We start from the raw sequence: 24,369 nt of genomic DNA on the forward strand, positions 1-24,369 counted from the left end.
TCAGCCTCCGATCGCGCTCATCGAGCGCTCCGGCTGGACGTAGTCGGGGGAGTCCAGGCCGGTGTGGTCCATGCCGTGGGCGGCCGGTTTCGCCCACATCGCCGCCCGCCAGCGCTCGGCCAGCTGTCCGTCGGTGGCACCGGCCCGCAGCAGCGGCAGCAGCTCGACCTCCTCGTGGGAGAACAGGCAGGACCGGATCCTGCCCTCGGCGGTGATCCGGGTCCGCTTGCAGTCGCCGCAGAAGGGCTCGGTGACCGAGGCGATGACCCCCACCGTGCCCAGCGGTGCGCCACCGGAGCCCCCGGCGCCGGCGGCCCGGGTTTCGTCCGGGGTGGGGGTGCGGGGGTGCACGTCCCACAGTTCGGCCGGGGCGCCCTCGCGCGGGCCCGGGTGCGGGGTCAGCCGGTACCGCTCACCGAGCCGGTGGCGGATCTCGGCGGCGGTGACCATCTCCGCCCGGGTCCAGCCGTGGTCGGCGTCCAGGGGCATCTGCTCGATGAACCGCAGCGCGAAGCCGCGCGCCAGCGCCCAGGCGAGCAGGTCGGGGGCCTCGTGGTCGTTGACCCCGCGCATCAGCACCGCGTTGATCTTCACCGGGGTCAGCCCGGCCGCGGCCGCCGCCTCGGCCCCGGCCAGCACGTCGGCCAGGCGGTCCCGGCGGGCCAGGGCGCGGAAGGTCGCCGCGTCCAGGGAGTCCAGGGAGATGTTGATCCGGGTCAGCCCGGCCTCGGCCAGGCCCTGGGCGCGGGCGGCCAGACCGATGCCGTTGGTGGTGAGCGAGACCGGCAGGTCCGGGTGGGTAGCACGGATCCCGGTGATGATGTCCTCGAGGTCGGCCCGGACCAGGGGTTCCCCGCCGGTCAGGCGCAGCTCGGTGACCCCGAGCTCGGTCACCCCGACGTGGACGATCCGGGTGATCTCGGCGGGGGTCATCAGCTGGGCGGCGGGCAGCCAGGGCAGACCTCCGGCGGGCATGCAGTAGGTGCAGCGCAGATTGCACTTGTCGATCACCGACAGTCGCAGGTCGGTGGCGCGGCGGCCGTGGCGGTCCATCAGCCCGGCCCCGGCCGGGGCGCCGCTGGGGCCCGGACCGGTGCTGCGCAGCCGGGGCAGTCCCAGGGAAACGCTCATGTCACCGCCTCGATCGTCTCGGACGGGCGTCCAGGGTCCGCGGGCGCCGCAGCCGGTGCGCCGGCGAGGTCCTGGAGCAGGCGGGCGGCGACGCTGATCGCGATCACCGCGGGCGCCTTGCCGGGGATGCCCGGGAGACCTATGGGGCACGTGATGCGATCCACGGTGCTCTCCGCATGGCCTTCCGCGCGCAGCCGCTGCCGAAAGCGGGCCCACTTGGCCCGGGAGCCGATCAGGCCCACGCTGCCGAGGTCGTCCCGGCGCAGCGCGGCGTCGCACAGCACGAAGTCCTCGGCGTGGTCGTGGCTCATGATCAGCACGTGCGCCCCGGCCGGCAGCCCGGCCAGCACGTTCTCCGGGACGGGGCTGTGGTGGAGGCGGACCTGCGCGGCTCCGTCGGTGACGTCGGCCAGCCGGGCGGGGGCCAGCTGACCCTCCCGGCTGTCCACCAGGTGCAGGTTCAGGGGCAGGCGGGACAGCACCCGGGCGAGCTCGTGACCCACGTGGCCCACACCGAACACGGCGACCACGGGGCGGGCGCCCTGGGGCTCGAGCAGCACGCTGACCACGCCTCCGCAGCACTGGCGCCCGTGCTCCACGGCGGCGTGCTCGTTGAGCGAGAAGGTCATCGTCTCCGGATCCGTGGCCCCCGCTGCGAGGAGGACCCGAGCCCGCTCGACCACGGTCGCCTCGAGGTTGCCGCCGCCCACGGTGTCCCACGCGGCGGACCCGGACACGACCATCTTGGCCCCGGCCTCCCGGGGGGCGTGCCCGCGCACCTCCGTGACGGTGACGAGCACCCCCGGCGCGCCCTCCGCGCGCAGGTGCTGCAGGGCGTCCAGCCAGTCCACGTCAGCGCGCCGCCGGAGCGGCCGGAGCGGTCGACGCGGCGACGTCCGCCACGGGCAGGGCGCGGCGCGCCTCCTGGACCGCCCAGAACACGGCCTCCGGGGTGGCGGGGCTCGCGAGCTCGGTGCTCCGCCCGCCCGGCCCGAACGCGGCCGCGGCCTCCCGCAGCGCCTCGCGCACGCTGAAGGCCAGCATGAGGGGCGGCTCCCCCACGGCCTTGGAGCCGTAGACGACGCCGCTCTCGGTGGCCTCCTCGAAGAGGTGCACGTTGAACTCCTCGGGCATCTCCGAGAAGCTCGGCAGCTTGTAGGTGCTCGCCGCCTGGGTCGCCAACCGGCCCCGGTGCGGCCCGTCGGACTCGTCCCAGCGCAGCTCCTCGAGCGTGAGCCAGCCGGCGCCCTGGACGAACCCGCCCTCGATCTGCCCCACGTCGATCAGCGGGGAGAGACTGTCGCCCACGTCGTGGACGATGTCGGTGCGCAGCAGCCGGTACGCGCCCGTGAACCCGTCGACCTCCACCTCGGAGACGGAGGCGCCGTAGGAGAAGTACTTGAACGGCTCGCCCTGCATCCGGGCCGCGTCCCAGTGGAGCCCCTCGGTGCGGTAGTAGCCGGCGGCCCACAGCGAGATCCGCTGGAAGTAGGCGTCGTGGGCGAGCTCGGCAAAGGACATCTGCCGGTCATGGAAGCCGATCCCGGTGACCGTGCCGTCGACGAACCGGACGTCATCGGGGTGGATGTCGAACTTGCGGGCGGCGACCTCGGCCAGCCGGTCGCGGATCTGCTCGCAGGCGTTCTTCACGGCCCCGCCGTTGAGGTCCGCCCCGGAGCTGGCGGCCGTCGCGGAGGTGTTGGGCACCTTGTCCGTGCGGGTGGGCGCGAGCCGGACGGTCTCCATGGGCACGCCCAGGGCCGTGGCCGCGACCTGGCGCATCTTGGTGTGCAGCCCCTGTCCCATCTCGGTGCCGCCGTGGTTGATGAGCACGGACCCGTCCTTGTAGACGTGCACGAGGGCGCCGGCCTGGTTGAAGGCCGTGAGGTTGAAGGAGATGCCGAACTTCACGGGGGTGAGCGCGAGCGCCCGCTTGGTGTCGGGGTGGGCGGCGTTGAAGGCGGCGATCTCCTCGCGGCGGCGCTCGACCTCGGCCCGGTCGAGCAGCTGGGTCCAGATGGTGCGCAGCCGCTCGGCGTGCCGGACGGGCTGGCCGTAGGGCGTGGTCTGGCCGGGGACGTAGAGGTTGCGGTGGCGCAGCTCCGTGGGGTCCAGGCCGAGCAACGGGGCGCAGCGGCCCATGACCTCCTCGATCACCAGCATGCCCTGCGGGCCGCCGAAGCCGCGGAACGCGGTCTGGGAGGTCTTGTGGGTCCGTGCGATCCGGCCGTGGACCTGCACGTGCGGAATCCAGTAGGCGTTGTCGATGTGGCACAGCGTGCGCTGCAGCACGGGCTCGGAGAGGTCCAGGCTCCACCCGCCGTCGCTGGTGACGGTGGCCTCCAGGGCCTGCAGGCGGCCGCTCTCGTCGAAACCGGCCTCCCACCGGGCGTGGTACGGATGACGCTTGCCGGACAGCGTGAGGTCCTGGGTGCGGTTGAGCCGCAGCCGCACCGGCCGGCCCGTCAGCACCGAGCCGAGGGCGGCGACGGCGGCGTAGCCGTGCGGCTGCATCTCCTTGCCGCCGAACCCACCGCCCATGCGCAGGCACTGCACGGTGACCTCGTGGCTGTGCAGACCCAGGACGTGGGCGACGATCTCCTGGGTCTCCGTGGGGTGCTGGGTGCTGCAGTGCACCAGGACCTGCTCGCCCTCGTCGACGTAGGCGAAGGAGGCGTGGGTCTCCAGGTAGAAGTGCTCCTGGCCGCCGAACTCGAACTCACCGCTGAAGCGGTGGGCCGCGGTGGCCAGCGCGGTGCTGGTGTCCCCGCGGCTGACGGTGGGCTGAGCGCCCTGGAAGCTGCCGGCCTCGATCGCCTCGGCCACGGTGACCAGCGACGGCAGCGGCTCGTAGTCGACCTCGACCGCTGCGGCGCCCAGCCGGGCGGCCTCCTGGGTCTCGCCCAGCACCCAGCACACCGCGTGCCCGTGGAACATGACCTCGGTGGGGAACAGCGGCTCGTCGTGCTTGGTGCCGGCGTCGTTGACCCCGGGCACGTCCGCGGCGGTGAGGACCCGGACCACCCCGGGGACCGCCAGGGCCGGGGCCGTGCGCAGGTCCTGCACGCGGGCGTGGGCGTGCGGGGCCTGCACGGGCCAGGCGTGCAGCACGTCCTGGTGGCGCACGATGAGGTCGTCGGTGTACAGGGCCGTGCCGGTGACGTGCAGCGCGGCGTTCTCGTGCGCGACGGGCACGCCCACCACGGGGTTGACGGGGCGGTCGGCGAGGGACGTCATCGGGACACCTCCATGTCGGGGGCGGACGCGTGCTGCGTCCAGAACTTGAGCAGGGCCTGCTCGAGCATGGCCGAGCGGTAGCGGGCGCTGGCCCGGTGGTCGTCGATCGGGGTGCCCTCCCCGGCCAGCTCGGCCGCCGCGGCGAGGACCGTGTCACGGTTCCACGGCGCACCGATGAGGATGCGTTCCGGGGCTTGCGCGCGGATCGGGGTGGCCGCCACCCCGCCCAGGCCGATCCGCGCGGAGGTGACCGTGCCGGCCTCCACGTGCACGGCGATGCCGACGGCCACGCTCGAGATGTCGTCGAAGCGTCGCTTGGCGATCTTGTGGAACGCGCTGTACCGGGCCGTCGGCAGCGGGATCCGCACGGCACGGATGATCTCCCCGGGGCGGCGGACGCTCTGCCGGTACCCGGTGTAGTACTCGTCCAGGGGCACCTCGCGCTCGCCCCCGGCGGAGGCCAGGACCACGGACGCGCCCAGGGCCAGCAGCGCCGGGGCGGAGTCCCCGATGGGCGAGCCGGTTCCGAGGTTGCCGCCGAACGTCGCGGCGTTGCGGATCAGACGGGAGGCGAACTGGGGGAAGAGCTGGTCCAGCAGCGGCACCCGCCCGGCGAGGCCGCGCTCGACCTCGGACAGGCTCAGGGCCGCCCCGATCTCGACCTGCTCCTGTCCCACCTCGAGCGTGCGCAGCTGCTCGAGCCGGTCCACCGCCAGGGTCAGCGGCGGACGGGCGTGCTGGATGTTGACGCCCACGCCCGCGTCCGTGGAACCGGCGACCAGCTGGGCGTCCGGGGTGTCCTCCAGGTGCTCGAAGAGCTCCTCCAGGGAGCCGGGACGGACGAACCGTGCGCCGTCGGCCTCCACCCGGGTGGGCGGGGCGGGCTGCGCGGGCCGCTCCTGGCGCCGGAGCAGGGGGTCGGCGTCGGCCGGAGTCCCCAGGGCGTAGGCGGCGTCGCGGATGGGCCGGTAGCCGGTGCAGCGGCAGAGGTTGCCGCTCAGGGCGTGCAGGTCGAAACCGTTGGGCCCGCACTCGTGGTCGGCCGCGTGCTCCTCGCCGACGACCGCGGTGCCGGTCTGCGCCCCGGCGGCCGCCTCGGCGGTCGCGCCGGGGGCCTCGCGCTCGGGCCGGTAGTACTCGGCGGCCATGGAGCAGACGAAGCCAGGGGTGCAGTAGCCGCACTGGGAGCCTCCCCGGAACGCCATCTCCTGCTGGACGGGGTGCAGCGCCGCCGGCGTGCCGGTGCCGCCCGCGGTGCCGAGGCCCTCTGCGGTGACGACCTCCTGACCGTCGAAGGCGGCGGCGGGGGGCAGGCAGGCGTTGACGGAGGTCCACCGGCTGCGTCCATCGCCGTCCGGCCGGGCCACCAGCACCGCGCAGGCACCGCACTCGCCCTCGGCGCAGCCCTCCTTGGCCCCGGTCAGTCCCTCGCCGCGCAGCCAGTCCAGCAGCCGGGTGTGCGGGCCGAGCCCGTCACAGCTCCGGGTACGACCGTTGACCGTCACTCGGATGTCGCTCATGCCTGCTGCTCCTCGGTGCATGCCACTGGCCGCGACCTGGAGTCAGGTGGTTCCCCGGGGGTACCGGGAGCTCTCTGGCGGCGGACCAGCGCGATTCGTCGTTGCTCGCCCGGTAGATAGTCCGCTTCAGGACCCGCCGTAGGCTGAGTCACACCATAACCACGCCCTGACGGGGCCGCAAGAGTGCGGGCGCCACGACCGGGCCACGGTGGATCTGGAAGAATTCTTCCACAATGTGTTGTACCTCACGTCCAACTGCTCTACGTTGGCCTCAGCCACAGGCGGGTCCCGCTCGATCGGGACTATCTACCGGGCATGATCTGACAGCCGGGTGGGCCCGCCGACGGACATCAGCCGTTCCCCGGGTCCCCCACGATCCGTGAGGACCTGAGCAGCATGTCGACCGTTCACAAAGAGACCACGCACCTCCAGACCCACCTCCAGCACGCCGTCGACCTCGCGGCGGAGAACGCCGCTGTCGACGGCGGACCCTTCGGGGCCGTCGTCGTGACCGCGGACGGGCGGGAGTTCCCCGCCGTCAACCGCGTGACGGTGGACCACGACCCCACGGCGCACGCCGAGGTCATGGCGATCCGCAGCGCCTGCCGCGCGCTGGGCACCTTCGACCTCAGCGGGGCCGTGCTCTACACCAGCTGCGAACCGTGCCCGCTGTGCCTCTCGGCCTCGCTGTGGGCCCGGCTGGACGCGGTGTACTTCGCCGCCGACCGGCACGACGCCGCGGCCGGCGGATTCGACGACGCCGAGTTCTACGAGTTCTTCGCCCGGAGCACGCAGGAGCGTGACCGGGCCCTGCCGGTCCGCCACGTCCCGCTCGCCGCACGCACCGAGCCGTTCCGGGCGTGGGCCGGCAACGCCCACCGCACCGAGTACTGAGCCGACCGCCCGCCGCCCCCGGTCGGCTTCCACCGGAACCACCAGATCTGGACACTTCACGGGAGACCCGCCGACAGGGCCGGGCCCGGGAAAAACAGAGGATCGCCGGACCTTGCGCAGCAGAGCCGACGCCTGCGCGCTGAAGGAGGCACCTTCCATGTCATCGACCACACCCGGCCGTCCGACCGACGCCCGCGCGACCGCGGACCGCGCGACCGCAGCCCGCACGATCCGCCGTGGGCGCCCGTCGCGACCGGCGCACGCGCCCGGACCGGAGGACGAGCGGCTGCCGCTGGGGCGCACCACCGCCTACGGCTTCCAGCACGTCCTCACCATGTACGGCGCCATCGTCGCCGTCCCCCTCATCATCGGGCAGGCCGCCGGGCTCTCCGGCGAGGAGATCGCCCTCCTCATCAGCTCCTGCCTGCTCATGGGCGGGGTCGCCACCGTCCTGCAGAGCTTCGGGGCGCCCTTCCTCGGCTCCAGGCTGCCGCTCGTGCAGGGCGTGTCCTTCGCCGGGGTCGCCCCCATGCTCGCGATCCTGGCCGGTGGCAACGACCTGACCACCATCTTCGGGGCCGTGCTCGTCTCCTCGGTGGTGGGCTTCCTGCTCGCCGGCGCGTTCTCCCGCGTCCTCCGGCTGTTCCCGCCGGTGGTCACCGGAACGGTGATCACGGTCATCGGCATCTCCCTGCTGCCGGTCGCGATCTCCTGGGCCGCCGGCAGCGGGGAGGGCGGCGCCGCCGACCCCCGCAGCCTCGCGCTCGCCGGGATCACCCTGCTCATCGTGCTGGTGCTGTCCAAGGTGGGCGTCGGGATGATCTCGCGCCTGTCCATCCTGCTCTCCTTCGTGCTCGGCACCGTGATCGCCCACACGATGGGGATGGTGGACTTCTCCGGTGTGGGCCAGGGCGGTATCGTCACCTTCCCAACGCCCCTGGCCTTCGGCCCCCCGACCTTCGAGGTCGCCTCGATCATCTCGATGCTCATCGTGGTGCTCGTGACGATGACCGAGACCACGGCGGACATCCTCGCGGTGGGCGAGATCACGGGGGCCGAGGTCGACTCGAAGCGCGTGGCCAACGGCCTGCGGGCGGACATGCTCTCCTCCGCGGGGGCGCCGCTGCTGAACTCGTTCACGCAGACGGCCTTCGCCGCCAACGTGGGCCTCGTCGCGGTGACGGGCGTCCGCAGCCGCTTCGTGGTCACGGCCGCCGGCGTCATCATGGTGGGACTGGGGCTGTTCCCCGTCATCGGCGAGGTCGTCGCGGCCATTCCCACCCCGGTCCTCGGCGGCGCGTCGATCGTGCTCTTCGGCACGGTGGCCTCCTCCGGCGTGCGCACGCTGGGCAAGGTGAACGTCAACAACTCGATGAACCTCGTCATCGTGGCGGTCGCCTTCGCGTTCGGCCTCATCCCTGTGGCCGCGCCCCAGTTCTACGCCGGTTTCCCCTCCTGGACGCAGACCATCCTCGGCTCGGGGATCAGCGCCGCAGCACTCGTGGCCATCGCTCTCAACCTGCTGTTCAACGAGCTGGCCGCCGGCAACTCCCGGCACCAGTCCGTCATGGCGGCGGCGCCGGTGCGGGTCGTCCGGGCGGACACCCTGGCGCACCTGCGGGAGGGCGACCGGATCCAGGACGGTGCCGTGGTGGACAGCGACGGAGCCGAGGTGGCGGTCGTGGCGGAGCACCACTTCGACGACGTCCGGAGGATGATCGACGACGGGGAGATCACGCACACGGGACAGATCCGGACGGTCCTCGCCGCCAAGGACGCGACGGCCTGAGCACCCGGGCTCGCACCCCACGTGCGAGGCCTCGACCAGGGGCGTTCCCCGCCTCCAACCGGCGCACCGCCGGGCGGAAGCGGGGAACGCCCCTGCGATGGTGTCCGGGCCGGTCCGCTCAGCTCGCTGCCACCGGGCCGCGGCGCCCCGCCCCGGCCCGGTCCGCGAGCGCCGGGCCCGGCGGGGCCGGGAGCTTCAGGCGTTCACCAGGCGGCGGGCCGCCGCGGAGTGCTCGGCGGTGAGCGCCTCCACGTCCAGCCCGGTGATCGCACCGTCCTCCACGAGCCAGCGCCCGCCCACCATGACCCGGTCCGCGCGCTCCGCGCCGCACAGCAGCAGCGCGGAGAGCGGGTCGTGGGCGCCGGAGAAGCGCAGCCCGTCCAGCCGGAACATCGCGAGGTCCGCCTGGGCGCCCGGGCGCAGCACACCGAGGTCCGGGCGGCCGAGCAGACGCGCGGAGCCGCGCGTCGCCCAGCCGAGGGCCCGCTCCGGGGTCACGGCCTCCGCCCCGTAGCGCAGCCGCTGCACGTACAGGGCCTGCCGGACCTCCTGCACCAGGTTGGAGGCGTCGTTGGAGGCGGACCCGTCCACCCCGAGCCCCACGGGGGCTCCCGCCTCCTCGAGCTCCACGGCCCGGCAGATCCCGGAGGCCAGGCGCATGTTGGATGTGGGGCAGTGGGCCACGCCCACCCCGGCCGCGCCCAGGCGGGCCACCTCGGCGTCGTCGAAGTGTATGCCGTGGGCCAGCCACGTCCGGTCGGTGAGCCAGCCCGTGGACTCGAGGTAGTCGACCGTCCGCAGCCCGAAGCGCTCCCGGCAGAAGTCCTCCTCGTCGATGGTCTCGGCGAGGTGGGTGTGCAGCCGCACGTCCAGCTCGCCGGCCAGGACGGCGGTGTCCCGCATGATCTCCCGCGTCACCGAGAACGGTGAGCACGGGGCCAGCGCGATCTGGGTCCGGGCGCCGTCGCCGCGCTCGTGGTAGGTCCCCACCAGGCGTGCGCTGTCGGCGAGGATCGTCTCCGCCTCCTGCACCGTCTGCTGCGGGGGCAGCCCGCCGTCGCGCTCGCCCAGGCTCATGGATCCCCGGGAGAGGACGGCCCGCATGCCGAGGCTCCGGGCGGCCTCGACCTGCACGTCGATCGAGTGCTCCATGCCGCCGGGGAACAGGTAGTGGTGGTCGGCCGCCGTGGTGCAGCCCGAGAGCAGCAGCTCCGCCATCGCCACCGTGGTCGCGAGCTGCAGGTCGCGGGGGCGCAGGCGGGCCCACACGGGGTAGAGGTCCCGCAGCCACGGGAACAGGGGGACGCTGACCACGGGCGCCCAGGCGCGCGTGAGCGTCTGGTAGAAGTGGTGGTGCGTGTTGATCAGCCCGGGCACCACCACGTGCTCCCGGGCGTCGAGGACCCCGCACGGAACGGTCGGGGCTCCGCCGGCCGGGACCAGCTCCACCACGGTGCCGGAGGCGGTGTCCACCACGACACCGCCGGCCGTGTCCGCGGAGGTGTCCTCGCCGGTGTCCAGGGCCAGGGGCTCGCGCAGCCACAGCAGGTGGGAGCCGGGGTTCGAGGTGTGGGGACGCACAGGGTTCTCCGATCGGTCGCAGGTCTCGTCACCGGCGCCGTGCGCCTCGTGTGGTCCGAGGGCGGCACGCGGCGCCGCCAGCTCAGTGAGGTCCTGTCTGCTGATCCAGGAGACCGCTCCCGCGGTCCCGGTGACCGTAGCACCGGCGGATGTTGGCCTTCAACCGTCCGGGCCCTGACGACGACGGGCCCGTCCGGCGTCCGGTCAGCTCTCCCCGCGCCGGATCAGGCGGCCCGTCGGGGACCGGAAGTCCACGGCGCTGCCCCGCAGATAGGTTCTGCGCACCTTTCCGGACAGCGCCTTGCCCTGGTACGGGGTGATGGGGTTCTTGTGATGCAGCTTCCCGGCGTCCACGACGAAGGCGTCGTCGGGCGCGAAGACCACCAGGTCGGCGTCGTAGCCGATGGAGACCTTGCCCTTGGCACGCAGGCCGGCCCGCTGGGCGGGCTTCGTCGACATCCACTCCACCACGCGGCCCAGGTCCACTCCGCGGCGCCGCGCCTCCGTCCAGATCAGGGACAGCCCCAGCTGCAGCGAGGAGACCCCACCCCAGGCCACCCCGAAGTCGCCGTTGTCGAGGTCCTTGAGGTCCAGGGTCGAGGGGGAGTGGTCGGACACGATGAAGTCGATGGTCCCGTCGATCAGGCCCTGCCACAGCAGCTCCCGGTTGCCGACCTCCCGCACGGGCGGGCAGCACTTGAAGGCGGTGGCGCCGTTGGGCACCTCCTCGGCGAGCAGGGTGAGGTAGTGCGGGCAGGTCTCCACCGTGATGTCCAGGCCGTCCCGCTTCGCGGTGGCCAGCATGGGCAGAGCGTCCGAGGAGGACAGGTGCAGGATGTGGGAGCGGGCGCCGGTCCAGCGGGTGCGCTCGATGACCTCGGCGATGGCCAGGTTCTCGGCGCCGCGCGGGCGGGACTTCAGGAAGTTCTCGTACACGTCCCCCTCGGGCCGCGGGGCACGGTCGATGGCCCGGGAGTCCTCTGCGTGCACGATCATCAGCGAGTCGAACGTCTTGATCTCGGCGAGGTCCTCCTCCATCTCGTCGGCCTCCAGATGGGGGAACTCGTCAACCCCGGAGTGCAGCAGGAAGCACTTGAAGCCGAAGACGCCGTCGTCGTGCAGCTCGCGCAGGTCGGGCTTGTTGCCGGGGATCGCCCCGCCCCAGAAGCCGACGTCCACGAAGACGTTGTCCTGGGCGAAGAGGCGCTTGTACTCGAGGGCCGGCACGTTGACGGTTGCCGGGACCGAGTTGAGCGGCATGTCCAGGACCGTGGTGACGCCCCCGGCGGCGGCCGCGCGGGTGGCGGAGGCGAACCCCTCCCACTCGGTGCGGCCGGGCTCGTTGATGTGCACGTGGGTGTCCACCAGGCCGGGCAGCAGGTGCTCGTCCTCGGCCAGCTCCACGACCTCGCGGCCGACCAGGCCGGCGCCGAGGGGTTCGATGGCCACGATCCTGCCGTTGCGCACGCCGACCTCGCGGGGAGCGAAGTGGTCCCCGCAGGAGACGTTCTGCCCCCGCACCACGAGGTCGAACTCGCGGTGGCCGTGCGCATCGGTGCCGGCGTCACCCGACGCCGGGCGGGAGGCCTCCGCGGCATCGGCAGGCATCCCGTGCTCCCGCTTGTAGTCGGCGATCAGCCGGCGCACGCGCTCGGGGTCGTTGACGTCGTGGCTTACGTCCAGCTTGTGCGCCTGCTCGGCCTCGAAGGCGCTCCGGGCGGCGGCCGGCTTGGTGGCCGCGCGGGCGGAGTCCTCCCGGGCGATCGCCGCAGGGTCCGCACTCACCTGCTGCGCACGCCCTGCGGCGTCAGAAGCGTCGTCCGCGCGCTGTCCGGGCTCCGCGGACGGTTGACCCGGATCCGGTCGATGCCCCTGCTCGTCGCTCTGCTTCCCGCCCCGGTCGGTGGTCCCCGGCCGCTGCGGCGTCTTCTTCTCCGTCATTCGGAGCTCCTCCTCGTCTTCGGCGTCCGCACGGGCCGCCGGATCGATCAGTTGGGTCGGGTCCCCGTGAGCAAAGCGGGGAGCTCGAGGGCGAGCCGGGCGCCCACCTGCTCGAGCAGCCTGCCGGCCTCGCGCATGCTGACCCGCGGGTCCGGCTCGAGCTCGGTGAGGGCATAGGTGCGCACGAAACCGGCGGCCCTGCGGGTCTCCTCGTCGAGGGTGGTGCGGCCGCACACGGCCACCACCGGGACGCCGGCGGCGTGCGCGGTGGTGGCGACCCCCATGGGGGTCTTCCCGCCGAGCGACTGCTCGTCGAGGCTGCCCTCCCCGGTGACGACCAGGTCGGTGCCCGCCATCCGGTCGGCGAGCCCCACGAACTCCAGGACCACGTCGATGCCGGGGCGGCGCTGGGCCCCGAGCACGGCGAGGGCCGCGTAGCCCACGCCGCCGGCGGCTCCGGCGCCGGGGGCCCCGGCCGCCGTCAGGGCGGCCGGGCCCAGGGCGTCCGCCAGCCGGTCCCGGAAGACCGTCAGCGCGGCATCGAGGGATGCGACGAGATCCGGGTCGGCGCCCTTCTGCGGGCCGAACACGGCCGCCGCACCGTTGGTTCCCGTGAGGGGGTTGTCGACGTCCGCGGCCAGGACGAACTGTGCGTCCTGCACCCGGGGATCCAGCCCGGTGAGGTCCACCCGGGCCAGCCGGGCGAGCTCGGCGCCTCCGCGGCCCAGCTCGGCGCCCTCGTCGTCCAGCAGGCGAGCGCCGAGGCCCTGGAGCAGCCCCGCACCGCCGTCGGTGCAGGCGCTGCCGCCCACCCCCAGGACGATCCGGGTGGCTCCGGCATCGAGGGCGGCGCGGACCAGTTCGCCGGTGCCGCGGCTGGTGGCGCCCCCGGCGTCGAGCACGGGTGCGCCGTCCTCGTCCACGGGGAGCGCGGCCAGTCCCGAGGCCAGGGCCATCTCCACCACCGCGGTCCGGTCGAGCAGGGCGAACCCTGCCTCGACGGGGTTCCCGGCAGAACCGGTCACGGTGGTGGAGCAGGCGACGAATCCGGCACCGACGGCGGCGTCGAGGGTGCCCTCGCCGCCGTCGGCCACCGGGACGGCCACGACCGTGGCGGACGGCTCCACGGACCGGATGCCCGCCGCGAGGTGCTCCACCACGTCGGTGGCTTCCAGCGAACCCTTGAACTTGTCCGGGGCGACGACGATGCGCACGGGGCGTGCCTCCTGTTCTGTGCGGACGGGGATCAGTCGAGCAGGGCGATCGCCGTCGGGGCGTCCACGCCGCTGACGGCGAGCTCCTCGAACTCGACCACGTTGTCGATCTCGGTCCCCATGGAGATGTTGGTGACCTTCTCCAGTATGACCTCCACCACCACGGGGACCTGGTGCTTCTCCAGGAGGACCCGCGCCTGGCCGAAGGCCTCCTGGAGCTTCTCGGGATCGGTCACGCGCAGGGCCTTGCAGCCCAGGCCCTCGACGACCTTGAGGTGGTCCACGCCGTAGCCCTGGGTCTCCGGGGAGTTGATGTTCTCGAACGCCAGGGAGACGTTCTGCTCCATCTTGAACCCGCGCTGGGACTGGCGGATGAGGCCCAGGTACGAGTTGTTCACCACCACGTGGAGATAGGGCAGGTTGAACTGCGCCCCGACGGCCAGCTCCTCGATCATGAACTGGAAGTCGTAGTCCCCGGAGAGCGCGACGACGGTGGCCCCGGGCTTGCCCCGGACGACGCCGAGGGCGGCGGGCCCGGTCCAGCCCAGCGGGCCGGCCTGGCCGGCGTTGATCCACTGGCGGGGGCCGTGCACGTGCAGGAACTGGCCGCCGGCGATCTGCGAGAGCCCGATCGTGGAGACGTAGGTGACGTCCGTGCCGAAGGCGGTGTTCATCTCCTCGTAGACGCGTTGCGGCTTGACCGGGACCTGCGTGAAGTGCGTCTTGCGCTGCATCGAGCCCTTGCGCTGGGCGCAGTCCTTGACCCACACGGACCAGTCCGGCACGGAGAACCGCTCCTTCCGCTCCCGGGCGACCTCGATGAGGATCTCCAGGGCCGCGCCGGCGTCGGAGACGATGCCGAGGTCGGGGGAGAAGACGCGTCCGATCTGGGTGGGCTCGATGTCGATGTGCACGAACGTGCGGCCCCGGGTGTAGGTGTCCAGGCCGCCGGTGTGGCGGTTGGCCCACCGGTTGCCGATGCCGAGCACGAAGTCGGACTCCAGGAACGTCGCGTTGCCGTAGCGGTGGGAGGTCTGCAGTCCGACCATCCCGGCCATCAGCGGGTGGTCGTCCGGGATGGCGCCCCAGCCCATGAGGGTCGGGATCACGGGCACGTCCAGCAGCTCGGCGAGCTCGACCAGCTGCGCCGAGGCATCGGCGTTGATGATGCCGCCGCCGGCCACGATGAGCGGACGCTGCGCGGAGGAGAGCATGTCCAGGACCTTCTCGGCCTGCGCGCGGGTCGCCGCGGGGCGGTGGACGGCCAGGGGCTCGTAGACGTCGATGTCGAACTCGATCTCGGCGAGCTGGACGTCCAGGGGGAGATCCAGCAGCACCGGACCGGGCCGGCCCGAGCGCATGAGGTAGAAGGCCTTCTGGAACGCCCCGGGGACCTGGCCGGGCTCCAGCACGGTCATGGCCATCTTGGTGACCGGCGCGGCGATCGAGGAGATGTCCACGGCCTGGAAGTCCTCCTTGTGCAGCTTGGCCACGGGCGCCTGGCCGGTGATGCACAGGATCGGGACGGAGTCCGCCCACGCGGCGTAGAGGCCGGTGATCATGTCGGTGCCCGCGGGACCGGACGTGCCCACGCAGATCCCGATGTTGCCGGGGGCGGCCCGGGTGTAGCCGTCGGCCATGTGCGAGGCGCCCTCGACGTGCCGGGCGAGGGTGTGCCGGATGCCGCCGTGGGCGCGCATCGCCGAGTAGAACGGGTTGATGGCGGCGCCGGGCAGGCCGAAGGCCTCGGTGGCGCCCTCCTTCTCGAGGATGGCGACGACGGCGTCGACCGTGCGCATTCTGGCCATGATGAACTCCTTGGAAGCAGGACCCGGGAGCGGGTCGGGAAGCGGTGGGGTGGGGGTGGGTCAGCGGCCCGAGCGGCCGGAGAGCTCCTCGACGAGCTTGAAGAGACCCGAGTGGTCGAGTCCGCCGTCACCCCTGTTGACGGTGGCGGCCACGAGCTGGGCGACGATCGCGCCGAGCGGCACGGCCACGCCGGCCTCCCGGGCGGCGGAGGTCACGATGCCCATGTCCTTGTGGTGCAGCTGCAGCCGGAAGCCCGGGTCGAAGTTGCGGTCCAGCATCTTCTGGCCCTTCTGGTCCAGGACCTTGGAACCGGCCAGGCCGCCCCCGAGGACCTTCAGCGCGGCGTCCGTGTCCACGCCGTAGGCCTCGAGGAAGACCACGGCCTCCGCGAGGAGCTGGATGTTGCCGGCCACGATCAGCTGGTTGGCGGCCTTGACGGTCTGCCCGGAACCGGCGGGGCCCACGTGCACGATGGTCTTCCCGACGGCCTCGAGCACCGGGCGGGCGGCCTCGAAGTCCGCGGCCTCACCGCCGACCATGATCGAGAGCACGGCGTCGATGGCGCCCTGCTCGCCGCCGGAGACCGGGGCGTCCAGCGGGCGCAGCCCGTGCTCGACGGCCTCCCGGGACAGGCGTGCGGCCACGTCCGGGCGGATGGAGCTCGCATCGATCCAGACGGTGCCCTGCGCGGCGTGGGCGAAGACGCCGTTCTCGCCGGTCACGACGCCCTCGACGTCCGGGGAGTCCGGGACCATCGTGATCACGACCTCGGCGTTCGCGACGGACTCGGCCACGCTGGACGCGCCCTTGCCGCCGGCCTCGACGAGCTGGTCGATCTTGTCCTGCGAGCGGTTGAAGCCGACGACGTCGTGGCCGGCCTTGACGAGGTTCTTGGCCATGGGCAGGCCCATGATGCCGAGTCCGATGACGGTGACGTTGGTCATGGTGGGTTCCTCACTGTGGGAGCCCGCGCGGTGCGTGCGACGGGCGGTGGTGGCAGGTGCGGGGGAGGAGGGGTGTCAGGCGCGGGTGCGGGTCGCGGACCACGCGGAGGTCCAGGCGAAGGGGTCCTGCTGCGACGCCTTGTACTCGAGGCCCACGTAGCCCGAGTAGCCGAGCTCCCGGCTGCGCTCGATCCACTGCTGGAGCGGGAGCTCGCCGGTGCCGGGCTCGTTGCGGCCGGGGGCGTCGGCGATCTGGATGTGGCCGAAGTCAGCGGCGTGCTTCTCGATGACCGCGGAGACGTCGTCACCGTTGACCGACAGGTGGTAGAAGTCGGCGAGCAGCTTGATGTTGTCGGCGCCGGCGGCCCGGACCTTCGCGATGACGTCGAGGGCGTCCTGGGCGGTCTTCAAGGGATAGGCCGCGGTGCCGGAGACCGGCTCCAGCAGCACGGTCCCGCCGATGCGCGCCACGCCCTCGGCGGCGGCCACGAGATTGCGCACCGCCAGCTCGTCCTGGGCCTCCGGCGTGTGCTCGGGCCGGCGGTTGCCGTAGAGCGCGTTGAAGGCCTTGCAGCCGGTGCGCTCGCCGATGGCGGCGACCACGGCGACGTTCTCCTCGAACTCCCCGCAGCGGCCCTTCCAGGACACGAGGCCCCGGTCTCCGCCCGGCATGTCGCCGGCGTTGAAGTTCAGCCCGCTCAGCTGCACCCCCGCGTCCCGGATCGCATCCACGAAGGCGTCGACGTCGCGGTCCGCGGGCACGGACTCCGCGAAGGGCCACCAGAACTCGACCGCGTCGAAGCCGGCGGCCTTGGCGGCCGCGGGGCGCTCGAGCAGGGGCAGGTCGGTGAGAAGGATGGAGCAGTTCACGGTGTAGGACATCTGGATCCTCCTGGTGCGGACGGGACCGCCACATATTTCGGGATGTGGAATTCAACTTCTGTCTTGTGAAACAGCGTACGGTCCCCTGTGACGCAGGTCAATCCCTGATTGGAAGAATTATTTCAGGATGTGGAAACTTTGGAGTGTGGTCCGAGGGCATGGAAGGACCCCGTGCCGCCGCGGTGGCAGGGCGGCACGGGGTCCGGTCGGTGGGGACGGGATCGCCGTCCGGTCAGTGCAGCTTCATCTGCCGGTTGACGTCCTTGTAGAGGAGGTACCGGAACCGGCCGGGACCGCCTGCGTAGCAGGCCTGGGGGCAGAACGCCCGCAGCCACATGAAGTCGCCGGCCTCGACCTCGACCCAGTCCTGGTTGAGCCGGTAGACGGCCTTGCCCTCGAGGACGTAGAGCCCGTGCTCCATGACGTGGGTCTCGGCGAAGGGGATCACCGCCCCCGGCTCGAAGGTCACGATCGTCACGTGCATGTCGTACCGGACGTCGTCCGGGTCGACGAAGCGCGTGGTCGCCCACTTGCCGTCGGTCCCCGGCATGGCCGTCGGCTCGACCTCCTGCTCGTTGGTGACGAACGGCTCCGGCACCTCGATGCCCTGCACGTACTCGTAGGCCTTGCGGATCCAGTGCAGGCGGGCGGGCTCGCCGCCGCGGTTGCGCACGGTCCACTCGCACTCCGGCGGCAGGAACGCGTAGCCGCCGGGGACGAGCTCGTGCTCCTCGCCGTCGACGGTCAGGACGAGCGCCCCCTCCATGAGGAAGAGCACGCCCTCCACGCCGGCCTCCGTCTCGGGCCGGTCGCTGCCGCCGCCGGGGCCGACCTCCACGATGTACTGCGAGAAGGTCTCCGCGAAGCCGGACAGGGGCCGGGCGAGCACCCAGACCCGGGTGTCCTCCCAGAACGGGAGCCGGCTGGTGACGATGTCCCGCATGGTCCCGCGCGGGATCACCGCGTAGGCCTCCGTGAACATCGCCCGGTCCGTGAGCAGCTGGGTCTGGTCGGGGTGGCCGCCGTGCGGTGCGTGGTAGGTGGTCTCGGTCATCTGAAGTCGCCTCCGGTGGTCGATGCGGCCGGTGCCGCGGCCTTGGGGTGGGCCAGGGAGAAGAGCTCGTGCTCGCCGATGCCGGCGCTCTCCTCGAGCTCCTCCCCGGAGATCGCGCCGCACAGCACGCCGCGGTGGACGAAGCGGGCCAGGGCGCGGGCGGTGGCCGGTTCGTCCATGATCTCCGACTCGATGCCGTGCACGTAGTTCTTCAGCCGCAGCGCCGCCGCAGGGAAGCCCTCGCGGTAGAAGAAGTACGTGGCCAGGTAGCGGGTGGGCAGCTGGTGCGCGTGCAGGTCCCATCCCTGGTAGTAGCCCCGCTCCAGGGAGCGGCGCACCAGACGGGCGTGCAGCCGCCAGGCGGCCAGCTTCTGCCGGTCGCTCCCGGTGGGCAGGATGTTCGTGGAGCCGTCGGACAGCCGCACCCCGGTGCCGGCCACGGCGACCTGCATGACGGCCTTGGCGTGGTCGGCGGCCGGGTGCTCCATGGACTGGTACTGGGCGGCGATCTGCAGGGAGTCGGAATAGTCGTAGGTCCCGTAGTGCAGGGCCTCGACCCGTCCGCCCGTCCGGTGGAGCATCGCCGGGATGGGACAGGTGCCGTCGGTCCCCAGGATCATCGGGGCCGTCTCCATCTGCACCTCGAACCGCAGCCGCCCCGCCGGCAGCCCGAGGCCCGCCTCGAGCTGTTCGCAGGCCTCGACCATGACGTCGACCTGCTCCGTGGTGCTCACCTTGGGCAGGGTGAGGACGAGGCCGCGGGGGAGGCCGTCCTCGCTGTGCCCGGCCTCCCGCAGCCCGCCCTCGCGCACCAAAGTGGTGACGAACAGGTCGAGCGTGCGCAGGCCGCGGTCCCGGGTGGCGGCCTCGAAGCACTTGAAGCGGATCCCGATGTACGGCGGCGCGGTGCCCTCCCGGACGGCCAGGGCCACGGTGCGCGCCGCGCGCACGGCCCACTCGTCCTCCTCCTGGTCCCCGCGGTCGCCGAAACCGTCCTCGAAGTCCAGGCGGACGTCCTCGATGGGCTCGGTGGCGAGCTTGTGCTCGACCGCTCGCGCCACCCGGTCGACCAGACCCGGGTCGCCACCCTCGGGGGCCACCTGCTCCGCGAGGGAGGCCGCCCCGAGCCCGGCCACGGACTGGGCGGCGCGCTCTCCCCACTGCCGGGCGGTCTCCGGGGTGAAGCTGTCGGCGGGGAGGTAGACGGTGTGCACGGGCTGGCGTGTACCGGGGTCCCCCGGGTAGGACCGCTGGAGCAGCGCGTCGGTGCCGGCCAGCCGCTCCGCTGCGCGCTGCCGGAAGGCCGTGCCCAGCGTCCCGGTGTCCAGGTCGCCGGCGCTCACTTCGTGGCCACCCGGTCGCGGTCGGACTGCTCGAGCAGCTCGTAGGCGGGCAGGGTGAGGAAGTCGACGTAGTCCTCGCCCAGCACCAGATCGGCGATCAGGGCGGCCGCCGGCTCGAAGTGCGCCTCGTAGGACTGCGGGTCGACCTCCTCGCGCAGGACCTCCTTCTGCCGCTGGAGCTCCTCGGCCACGAGCTCGCGGGTCGCGGTGTTCCCGGTGTCCTCGTAGACCACGCCGTTGCGGATCTGCTGCCAGATCTGCGAGCGGGAGATCTCGGCGGTCGCGGCGTCCTCCATGAGGTTGTGGATGGCCACGGCCCCGTTGCCGGAGAGCCACACGGCGGTGTAGCGGATCGCCACGTAGAGGTTGGCCGCGAGCTCCTTCTGGGTGCTCACCCGCCCGGCGCTGGCGACGTCGAGCAGCTGCTCGGCGCTCACCCGCACGTCCTCGCGCAGCCGGTCCACCTGGTTGGGCCTCTCGCCGAGGACCCCGTCGAAGACCTCGCGGCAGGTGGGCACCAGGTCCGGGTGGGCCACCCAGGAGCCGTCGAAGCCGTCGTCGGCCTCGCGGGTCTTGTCCGCGCGCACCTTGGCGAACGCGGCCTCGGTGGCCTCCTGGTCCCGGCGGTTGGGGATCACCGCGGCCATGCCGCCCATCGCGAAGGCCCCGCGGCGGTGACAGGTCCGCACGAGCAGCTCGGTGTAGGCCCGCATCAGCGGGGCCGTCATGGTGATGGTGGAGCGGTCCGCCAGGACGAACTTCTCGCCGGCGTCCCGGAAGTACTTGATGATGCTGAACAGGTAGTCCCAGCGTCCCGCGTTGAGCCCCGAGGCGTGCTCGCGCAGCTCCCAGAGGATCTCGTCCATCTGGAACGCCGCGGGGATCGTCTCGATGAGCACGGTCGCCCGGACGGTGCCGTGCTCGATGCCCAGGTGCTCCTCGGCGAACGTGAACACGTCGTTCCACAGCCGGGCCTCGAGGTGGGACTCCAGCTTCGGCAGGTAGTAGTACGGTCCGTGCCCGTTTGCCAGCAGGAGCTTCGCGGTGTGGAAGAAGTGCAGGCCGAAGTCCACCAGTGCGCCGGAGGCCGGCTGCCCGTCCACCGTGACGTTGTGCTCGGGCAGGTGCCAGCCGCGGGGCCGGGTGACCACCACGGCGAGCGGGGCGTCCTGGCGCAGGGCGTACTGCTTGCCCTCCGGGGACGTGTGGCTCAGGGTGCCCCGGGCGGCGTCGCGCAGGTTGAGGACGCCGTCCACCTGGTTGTGCCAGGTGGGACTCGAGGCGTCCTCGAGATCGGCCAGCCACACCTTGGCCCCGGAGTTCAGCGCGTTGATCGCCATCTTGGCCGGCGAGGCGGGCCCGGTCATCTCGACCCGGCGGTCCTGCAGGGCCGGCGGCGCCGGGGCGACCGTCCAGTCCCCCTCGCGGATCTCCCGGGTCTCCGGGAGGAAGTCCAGGGTGCCGGTCTCGGCGGCCCGGCGGCGGTTCTGCTCCCGGGCGCCGAGCAGCTCGGCGCGGCGGTCGGCGAAGTGGTGGTGCAGGGCCTCCACGAAGGAGAGGGCCTCGGCGGTGAGGATCTCGCTCGCGCGGTCCAGGCCGGCGGGGGTGGTGAACTCGATGGCCATGGTGGTCTCCGTTCGGTGCTGGGTTCGGTGGGCGTCGCCGCCCGTGGTGCCGGGCGGCGACGCCCGGTGGTGCGGACTCGGTGCCGCGCTGCTAGCGGGCGGCCACCGGTGCGAGCTGACGGGTGTCCTGCTGGGCCGCCTGCTGCACGGCCTCGGCCACGGCCGGTGCCACGTGCTGGTCGAAGACACTGGGGACGATGTAGCTCGCGTTGAGCTCGTCCTCGGCCACGCAGTCGGCGATGGCCTGTGCGGCGGCGACCAGCATGTCGGTGGTGATGTCGGATGCCCCGGCGTCGAGCAGGCCGCGGAACAGGCCCGGGAAGGCCAGGACGTTGTTGATCTGGTTCGGGAAGTCCGAGCGGCCGGTCGCGACCACCGCGGCGTGCTCCGCGGCGACGCCCGGATCGATCTCGGGGTCGGGGTTGGCCATGGCGAAGACGATCGCGCGGTCGTTCATGGCGGCCACGTCGGCCCCGTCGAGCAGGTCGGGGGCGGAGACGCCGATGAAGACGTCGCTGCCCACCACGGCCTCCTTGAGCGAGCCGGAGAACCCGGTCTCGTTGGTGTTCTCGGCGATCCACTGCCGGTGCGGGTCGTCGTAGCTCTCCCCGCGGCGGATGGCGCCCTTGCGGGAGCAGGCGATGATGTCCTGCACCCCCTGGGCCTTGAGGAGCTGGATGATGGCGTGCCCTGCGGCGCCCACCCCGGAGACCACGACCTTGATGTCGCCGATCTGCTTGTCCACCACGCGCAGGGCGTTGAACAGCGCGGCCAGGGCCACGATCGCGGTGCCGTGCTGGTCGTCGTGGAAGACCGGGATGTCGAGCTCCTCGCGGAGCCGGGCCTCGATCTCGAAGCAGCGCGGGGCCGCGATGTCCTCGAGGTTGATCCCGCCGTAGACGGGTGCCATGGCCTTGACGATGCGCACGATCTCGTCGGTGTCCGTCGTGTCGAGGCAGACCGGCCACGCGTCCACGCCGGCGAACGCCTTGAACAGGGCGGCCTTGCCCTCCATGACCGGCAGGGCGGCGGCGGGGCCGATGTCGCCCAGGCCGAGCACCGCGGTGCCGTCGGTGACCACGGCCACCGTGTTGCGCTTGATCGTCAGCCGCCGGGCGTCCTCGGGGTTGTCGTGGATGGCCATGCAGACCCGGGCCACGCCGGGGGTGTAGGCGCGGGAGAGGTCGTCACGGTTGCGCAGCGAGACACGGGGGGTGACCTCGATCTTGCCGCCGAGGTGGATCAGGAACGTGCGGTCGCTGATCTTGCGCACCTGGACGCCGTCGAGCGCCTCGAGGGAGTCGCGCACCTCGTCGCGGTGGGAGGCGTCGGAGACGTTGCAGCTGACGTCGACGACGACGTGGTCTGCGTGGGACTCCACGATGTCGAGGGCGGTCACGGCCGCGCCGGCCCGAGCGGCGGCGGTGGCGAGCTCGCTGGTGACGGTGAGGCCTGCCGGGGCCTCCACACGCAGGATCATCGAGTATCCGGGACTGGGCGTGGCCATGGTTCCTCCAAGGGCTGTGGTGCGACCATTTCAGTCGCATCGTGGAATGAAACTTTCGTATTATGGATATTATGGGAGCCAGCCGAGGTTGGCAAGGATCTTTCGTGACACCTGTCACGGATCCGGCCGCCGAGATCTCGCCCGGCGCACGAGGCGGCCGGGCTGTACCGACGGGAGATGGCCATGACCACGACGACCACACGAGCCGGTTCGGGCGGGGTGCAATCGGTGGAACGCGTTTTCGAGCTCCTCGAGGTGATCACCGCGGCCGGTGGGGAGATGTCGCTCAGCGAGCTCTCCGCCGCCGTGAAGCTTCCGCTGCCCACCATCCACCGGCTGCTGCGCACGCTGGTGCCCTCCGGCTACGTCCGTCAGCTCCCCAACCGCAACTACGCGCTGGGGCCGCGGCTGATCCTGCTGGGGGAGGCCGCCGGGCGGCAGTTCGGTTCGGCGGCCCGTTCGCGTCTGGACGAGCTGGTGGCCGAGCTCGGCGAGTCGGCGAACATGGCCGTGCTCGACGGCCAGGAGGTCGTCTACATCGCCCAGGCCCAGTCCAACCGGTCCATGCGCATGTTCACGGAGGTGGGCCGCCGGGCCGACACCCACGACACCGGTGTGGGCAAGGCCATGCTCGCCACCCTGCCGGACGAACGGGTCCGTGCCATCGTGGGCGCGGCGGGCATGGCCACGCCCACGCCCAAGAGCATCGGGACCCTCGAGGAGCTCTTCGCGGACCTCGACCGGATCCGGGAGCGCGGCTACGCGATCGACGACGAGGAGACCGAGCTCGGCGTGCGCTGCTACGCGATGGCCGTGCCCGGGGCGCCGACCCCCACGGCGATCTCCGTCTCCGGACCGGTGTCCCGGGTGGACGAGGAGTTCGGCCGCCGGGCCGTGCCCGTGCTGCGCCGGGCGGCCGAGGCGATCGCCGCCGAGCTGATGCCCGTCAAGGCCTGACTTCGGGGCGCGACGACGACGCCCGCCGGCCCCCGAGGGGCCGGCGGGCTTCGCTGTCGGAGGCGGGTGCGGGATCAGGCGTCGCCGCCCGCGTTGCCGGTGGTGCCGGCGGTGACGTCGTCCAGGCGGTAGCGCTCGACGGCCTGGGTCGGGGCCGCGGTGTCCACCTCGCCGCGGTCGGCGAGCATCTGCAGCGCCCGCACCACGATGGAGTGCACGTCGATCCCGAACCAGCGCCGGGCCGCGGCGCGGGTGTCCGAGAAGCCGAAGTCGTCGGCGCCCAGGGTGGCGAAGTCGTTCGGCAGGTACTGCCGGATCCGGTCCGGCAGCTCCGAGACGAAGTCCGTGGAGGCGATGACGGGCCCTTCCGCCCCGGCGAGCTGCTGGGTCACGAAGGGCACGCGGCGCGGTGCTGCCGGGTTGCGGAACGCCTCCTGCTCGGCGGCCAGGCCGTCGCGGCGCAGCTCGTTCCAGGAGGTCACCGACCACACGTCCGCGGAGACCCCCCACTCCTCGGCCAGGACCTGCTGGGCCTGGAGCGCCCACGGCACCGACACGCCCGAGCCGAGCAGCTGGACCTTGGGACCGGGGTGCGCGGAGCGGGCGATGCGGTGGATGCCGCCCAGGATGCCCTCGACGTCGACGTCCTCCGGCTCGGCCGGCTGCTGGTACGGCTCGTTGTAGACCGTCAGGTAGTACATGACGTTCGGGTCCGCCGAGTCCGGGCCGTACATCTGCTCGATGCCGTGCCGGACGATGTGGGCGATCTCGTAGCCGTAGGCGGGGTCGTAGCTGCGGACCGCCGGGTTCGTGCCGGCGAGCACGGGGGAGTGGCCGTCGGCGTGCTGGAGGCCCTCGCCGGTCAGGGTCGTGCGCCCGGCGGTGGCCCCGATGATGAACCCGCGGGTCATCTGGTCGGCGGCGGCCCAGAAGGAGTCGCC

At 72.4% G+C, this 24,369-nt stretch carries 16 protein-coding genes and 2 pseudogenes; 3 read left to right on the top strand and 15 right to left on the bottom strand.

Annotated elements, in window-relative coordinates; genetic code table 11:
* From moaA to RF640_RS17060, 4 genes are read right to left on the bottom strand one after another with little or no spacing between them, the layout of a single operon-like run.
* Positions 1-1,131 carry a GTP 3',8-cyclase MoaA gene (gene moaA, locus RF640_RS17045; protein ID WP_368828448.1) on the bottom strand — a complete coding sequence of 377 codons (1,131 nt, stop codon included), beginning with the start codon at positions 1,129-1,131 and terminating at the stop codon, positions 1-3.
* The gene (gene xdhC / locus RF640_RS17050; protein WP_368828449.1) at positions 1,128-1,982 is read right to left on the bottom strand and encodes a xanthine dehydrogenase accessory protein XdhC; all 855 of its coding nucleotides are present in this window, start codon (positions 1,980-1,982) and stop codon (positions 1,128-1,130) included. The genes moaA and xdhC overlap by 4 nt, the downstream gene beginning before the upstream one ends.
* Before the next feature lies 1 nt (position 1,983).
* Positions 1,984-4,368: a xanthine dehydrogenase molybdopterin binding subunit gene (gene xdhB, locus RF640_RS17055; RefSeq protein ID WP_284562828.1), complete on the bottom strand. Its 2,385-nt coding sequence runs from the start codon at positions 4,366-4,368 to the stop codon at positions 1,984-1,986.
* The gene (locus tag RF640_RS17060) at positions 4,365-5,888 is read right to left on the bottom strand and encodes a xanthine dehydrogenase small subunit (RefSeq protein WP_109221346.1); all 1,524 of its coding nucleotides are present in this window, start codon (positions 5,886-5,888) and stop codon (positions 4,365-4,367) included. Before RF640_RS17060 ends, xdhB begins: the two co-directional genes overlap by 4 nt.
* A 396-nt stretch (positions 5,889-6,284) precedes the next feature.
* Here RF640_RS17060 and RF640_RS17065 point away from each other — a divergent pair, with 396 nt between their 5' ends.
* Complete coding sequence (locus tag RF640_RS17065; RefSeq protein WP_109221345.1) at positions 6,285-6,782, top strand: nucleoside deaminase; 498 nt, start codon at positions 6,285-6,287, stop codon at positions 6,780-6,782.
* A gap of 157 nt (positions 6,783-6,939) precedes the next feature.
* Positions 6,940-8,571 carry a nucleobase:cation symporter-2 family protein gene (locus tag RF640_RS17070; protein ID WP_109221344.1) on the top strand — a complete coding sequence of 544 codons (1,632 nt, stop codon included), beginning with the start codon at positions 6,940-6,942 and terminating at the stop codon, positions 8,569-8,571.
* A 195-nt stretch (positions 8,572-8,766) separates the two neighbouring features.
* On the opposite strand, the gene RF640_RS17075 is transcribed toward RF640_RS17070, so the two are convergent.
* The 10 genes and pseudogenes from RF640_RS17075 to RF640_RS17120 form a co-directional block, all read right to left on the bottom strand.
* Positions 8,767-10,152, bottom strand: coding sequence for an 8-oxoguanine deaminase (locus RF640_RS17075; protein ID WP_109221343.1), 1,386 nt, complete (start codon positions 10,150-10,152; stop codon positions 8,767-8,769).
* A gap of 204 nt (positions 10,153-10,356) precedes the next feature.
* On the bottom strand, positions 10,357-11,760 hold the full coding sequence (allB, locus tag RF640_RS17080) for an allantoinase AllB (protein WP_249033720.1): 1,404 nt from the start codon (positions 11,758-11,760) through the stop codon (positions 10,357-10,359).
* A gap of 380 nt (positions 11,761-12,140) precedes the next feature.
* Entirely contained in the window at positions 12,141-13,307 is a 1,167-nt protein-coding gene (locus RF640_RS17085) for a glycerate kinase (protein ID WP_109221342.1), read from the bottom strand.
* Between the two features lie 32 nt (positions 13,308-13,339).
* Positions 13,340-15,115: a glyoxylate carboligase gene (gcl, locus tag RF640_RS17090; protein ID WP_035923314.1), complete on the bottom strand. Its 1,776-nt coding sequence runs from the start codon at positions 15,113-15,115 to the stop codon at positions 13,340-13,342.
* Positions 15,116-15,175: 60 nt separating this feature from the next.
* Positions 15,176-16,072, bottom strand: a pseudogene (locus RF640_RS17095) (2-hydroxy-3-oxopropionate reductase); the annotation flags it as partial.
* A 63-nt stretch (positions 16,073-16,135) separates the two neighbouring features.
* The gene (locus tag RF640_RS17100) at positions 16,136-16,942 is read right to left on the bottom strand and encodes a hydroxypyruvate isomerase family protein (RefSeq protein WP_368828450.1); all 807 of its coding nucleotides are present in this window, start codon (positions 16,940-16,942) and stop codon (positions 16,136-16,138) included.
* 232 nt (positions 16,943-17,174) lie between these two features.
* On the bottom strand, positions 17,175-17,996 hold the full coding sequence (locus tag RF640_RS17105; RefSeq protein ID WP_109221339.1) for a bifunctional allantoicase/(S)-ureidoglycine aminohydrolase: 822 nt from the start codon (positions 17,994-17,996) through the stop codon (positions 17,175-17,177).
* Positions 17,993-19,324 carry an aldolase gene (locus RF640_RS17110; protein WP_368828452.1) on the bottom strand — a complete coding sequence of 444 codons (1,332 nt, stop codon included), beginning with the start codon at positions 19,322-19,324 and terminating at the stop codon, positions 17,993-17,995. Before RF640_RS17110 ends, RF640_RS17105 begins: the two co-directional genes overlap by 4 nt.
* Before the next feature lie 11 nt (positions 19,325-19,335).
* Positions 19,336-20,964, bottom strand: coding sequence for a malate synthase A (aceB, locus tag RF640_RS17115; RefSeq protein ID WP_368828451.1), 1,629 nt, complete (start codon positions 20,962-20,964; stop codon positions 19,336-19,338).
* 91 nt (positions 20,965-21,055) lie between these two features.
* Entirely contained in the window at positions 21,056-22,471 is a 1,416-nt protein-coding gene (locus tag RF640_RS17120; RefSeq protein ID WP_272026696.1) for an NAD-dependent malic enzyme, read from the bottom strand.
* 183 nt (positions 22,472-22,654) lie between these two features.
* Between RF640_RS17120 and RF640_RS17125 the strand changes: the two genes are divergently transcribed.
* Positions 22,655-23,428, top strand: coding sequence for an IclR family transcriptional regulator (locus RF640_RS17125; RefSeq protein WP_272026697.1), 774 nt, complete (start codon positions 22,655-22,657; stop codon positions 23,426-23,428).
* Between the two features lie 74 nt (positions 23,429-23,502).
* Here RF640_RS17125 and RF640_RS17130 read toward each other — a convergent pair.
* Positions 23,503-24,369: pseudogene (locus RF640_RS17130) on the bottom strand (pyruvate dehydrogenase (acetyl-transferring), homodimeric type); the annotation flags it as partial.

The sequence above is a fragment of the Kocuria sp. CPCC 205231 genome (assembly GCF_040980965.1).
In the GTDB taxonomy this organism is placed as follows: Bacteria; Actinomycetota; Actinomycetes; order Actinomycetales; family Micrococcaceae; genus Kocuria; species Kocuria rosea.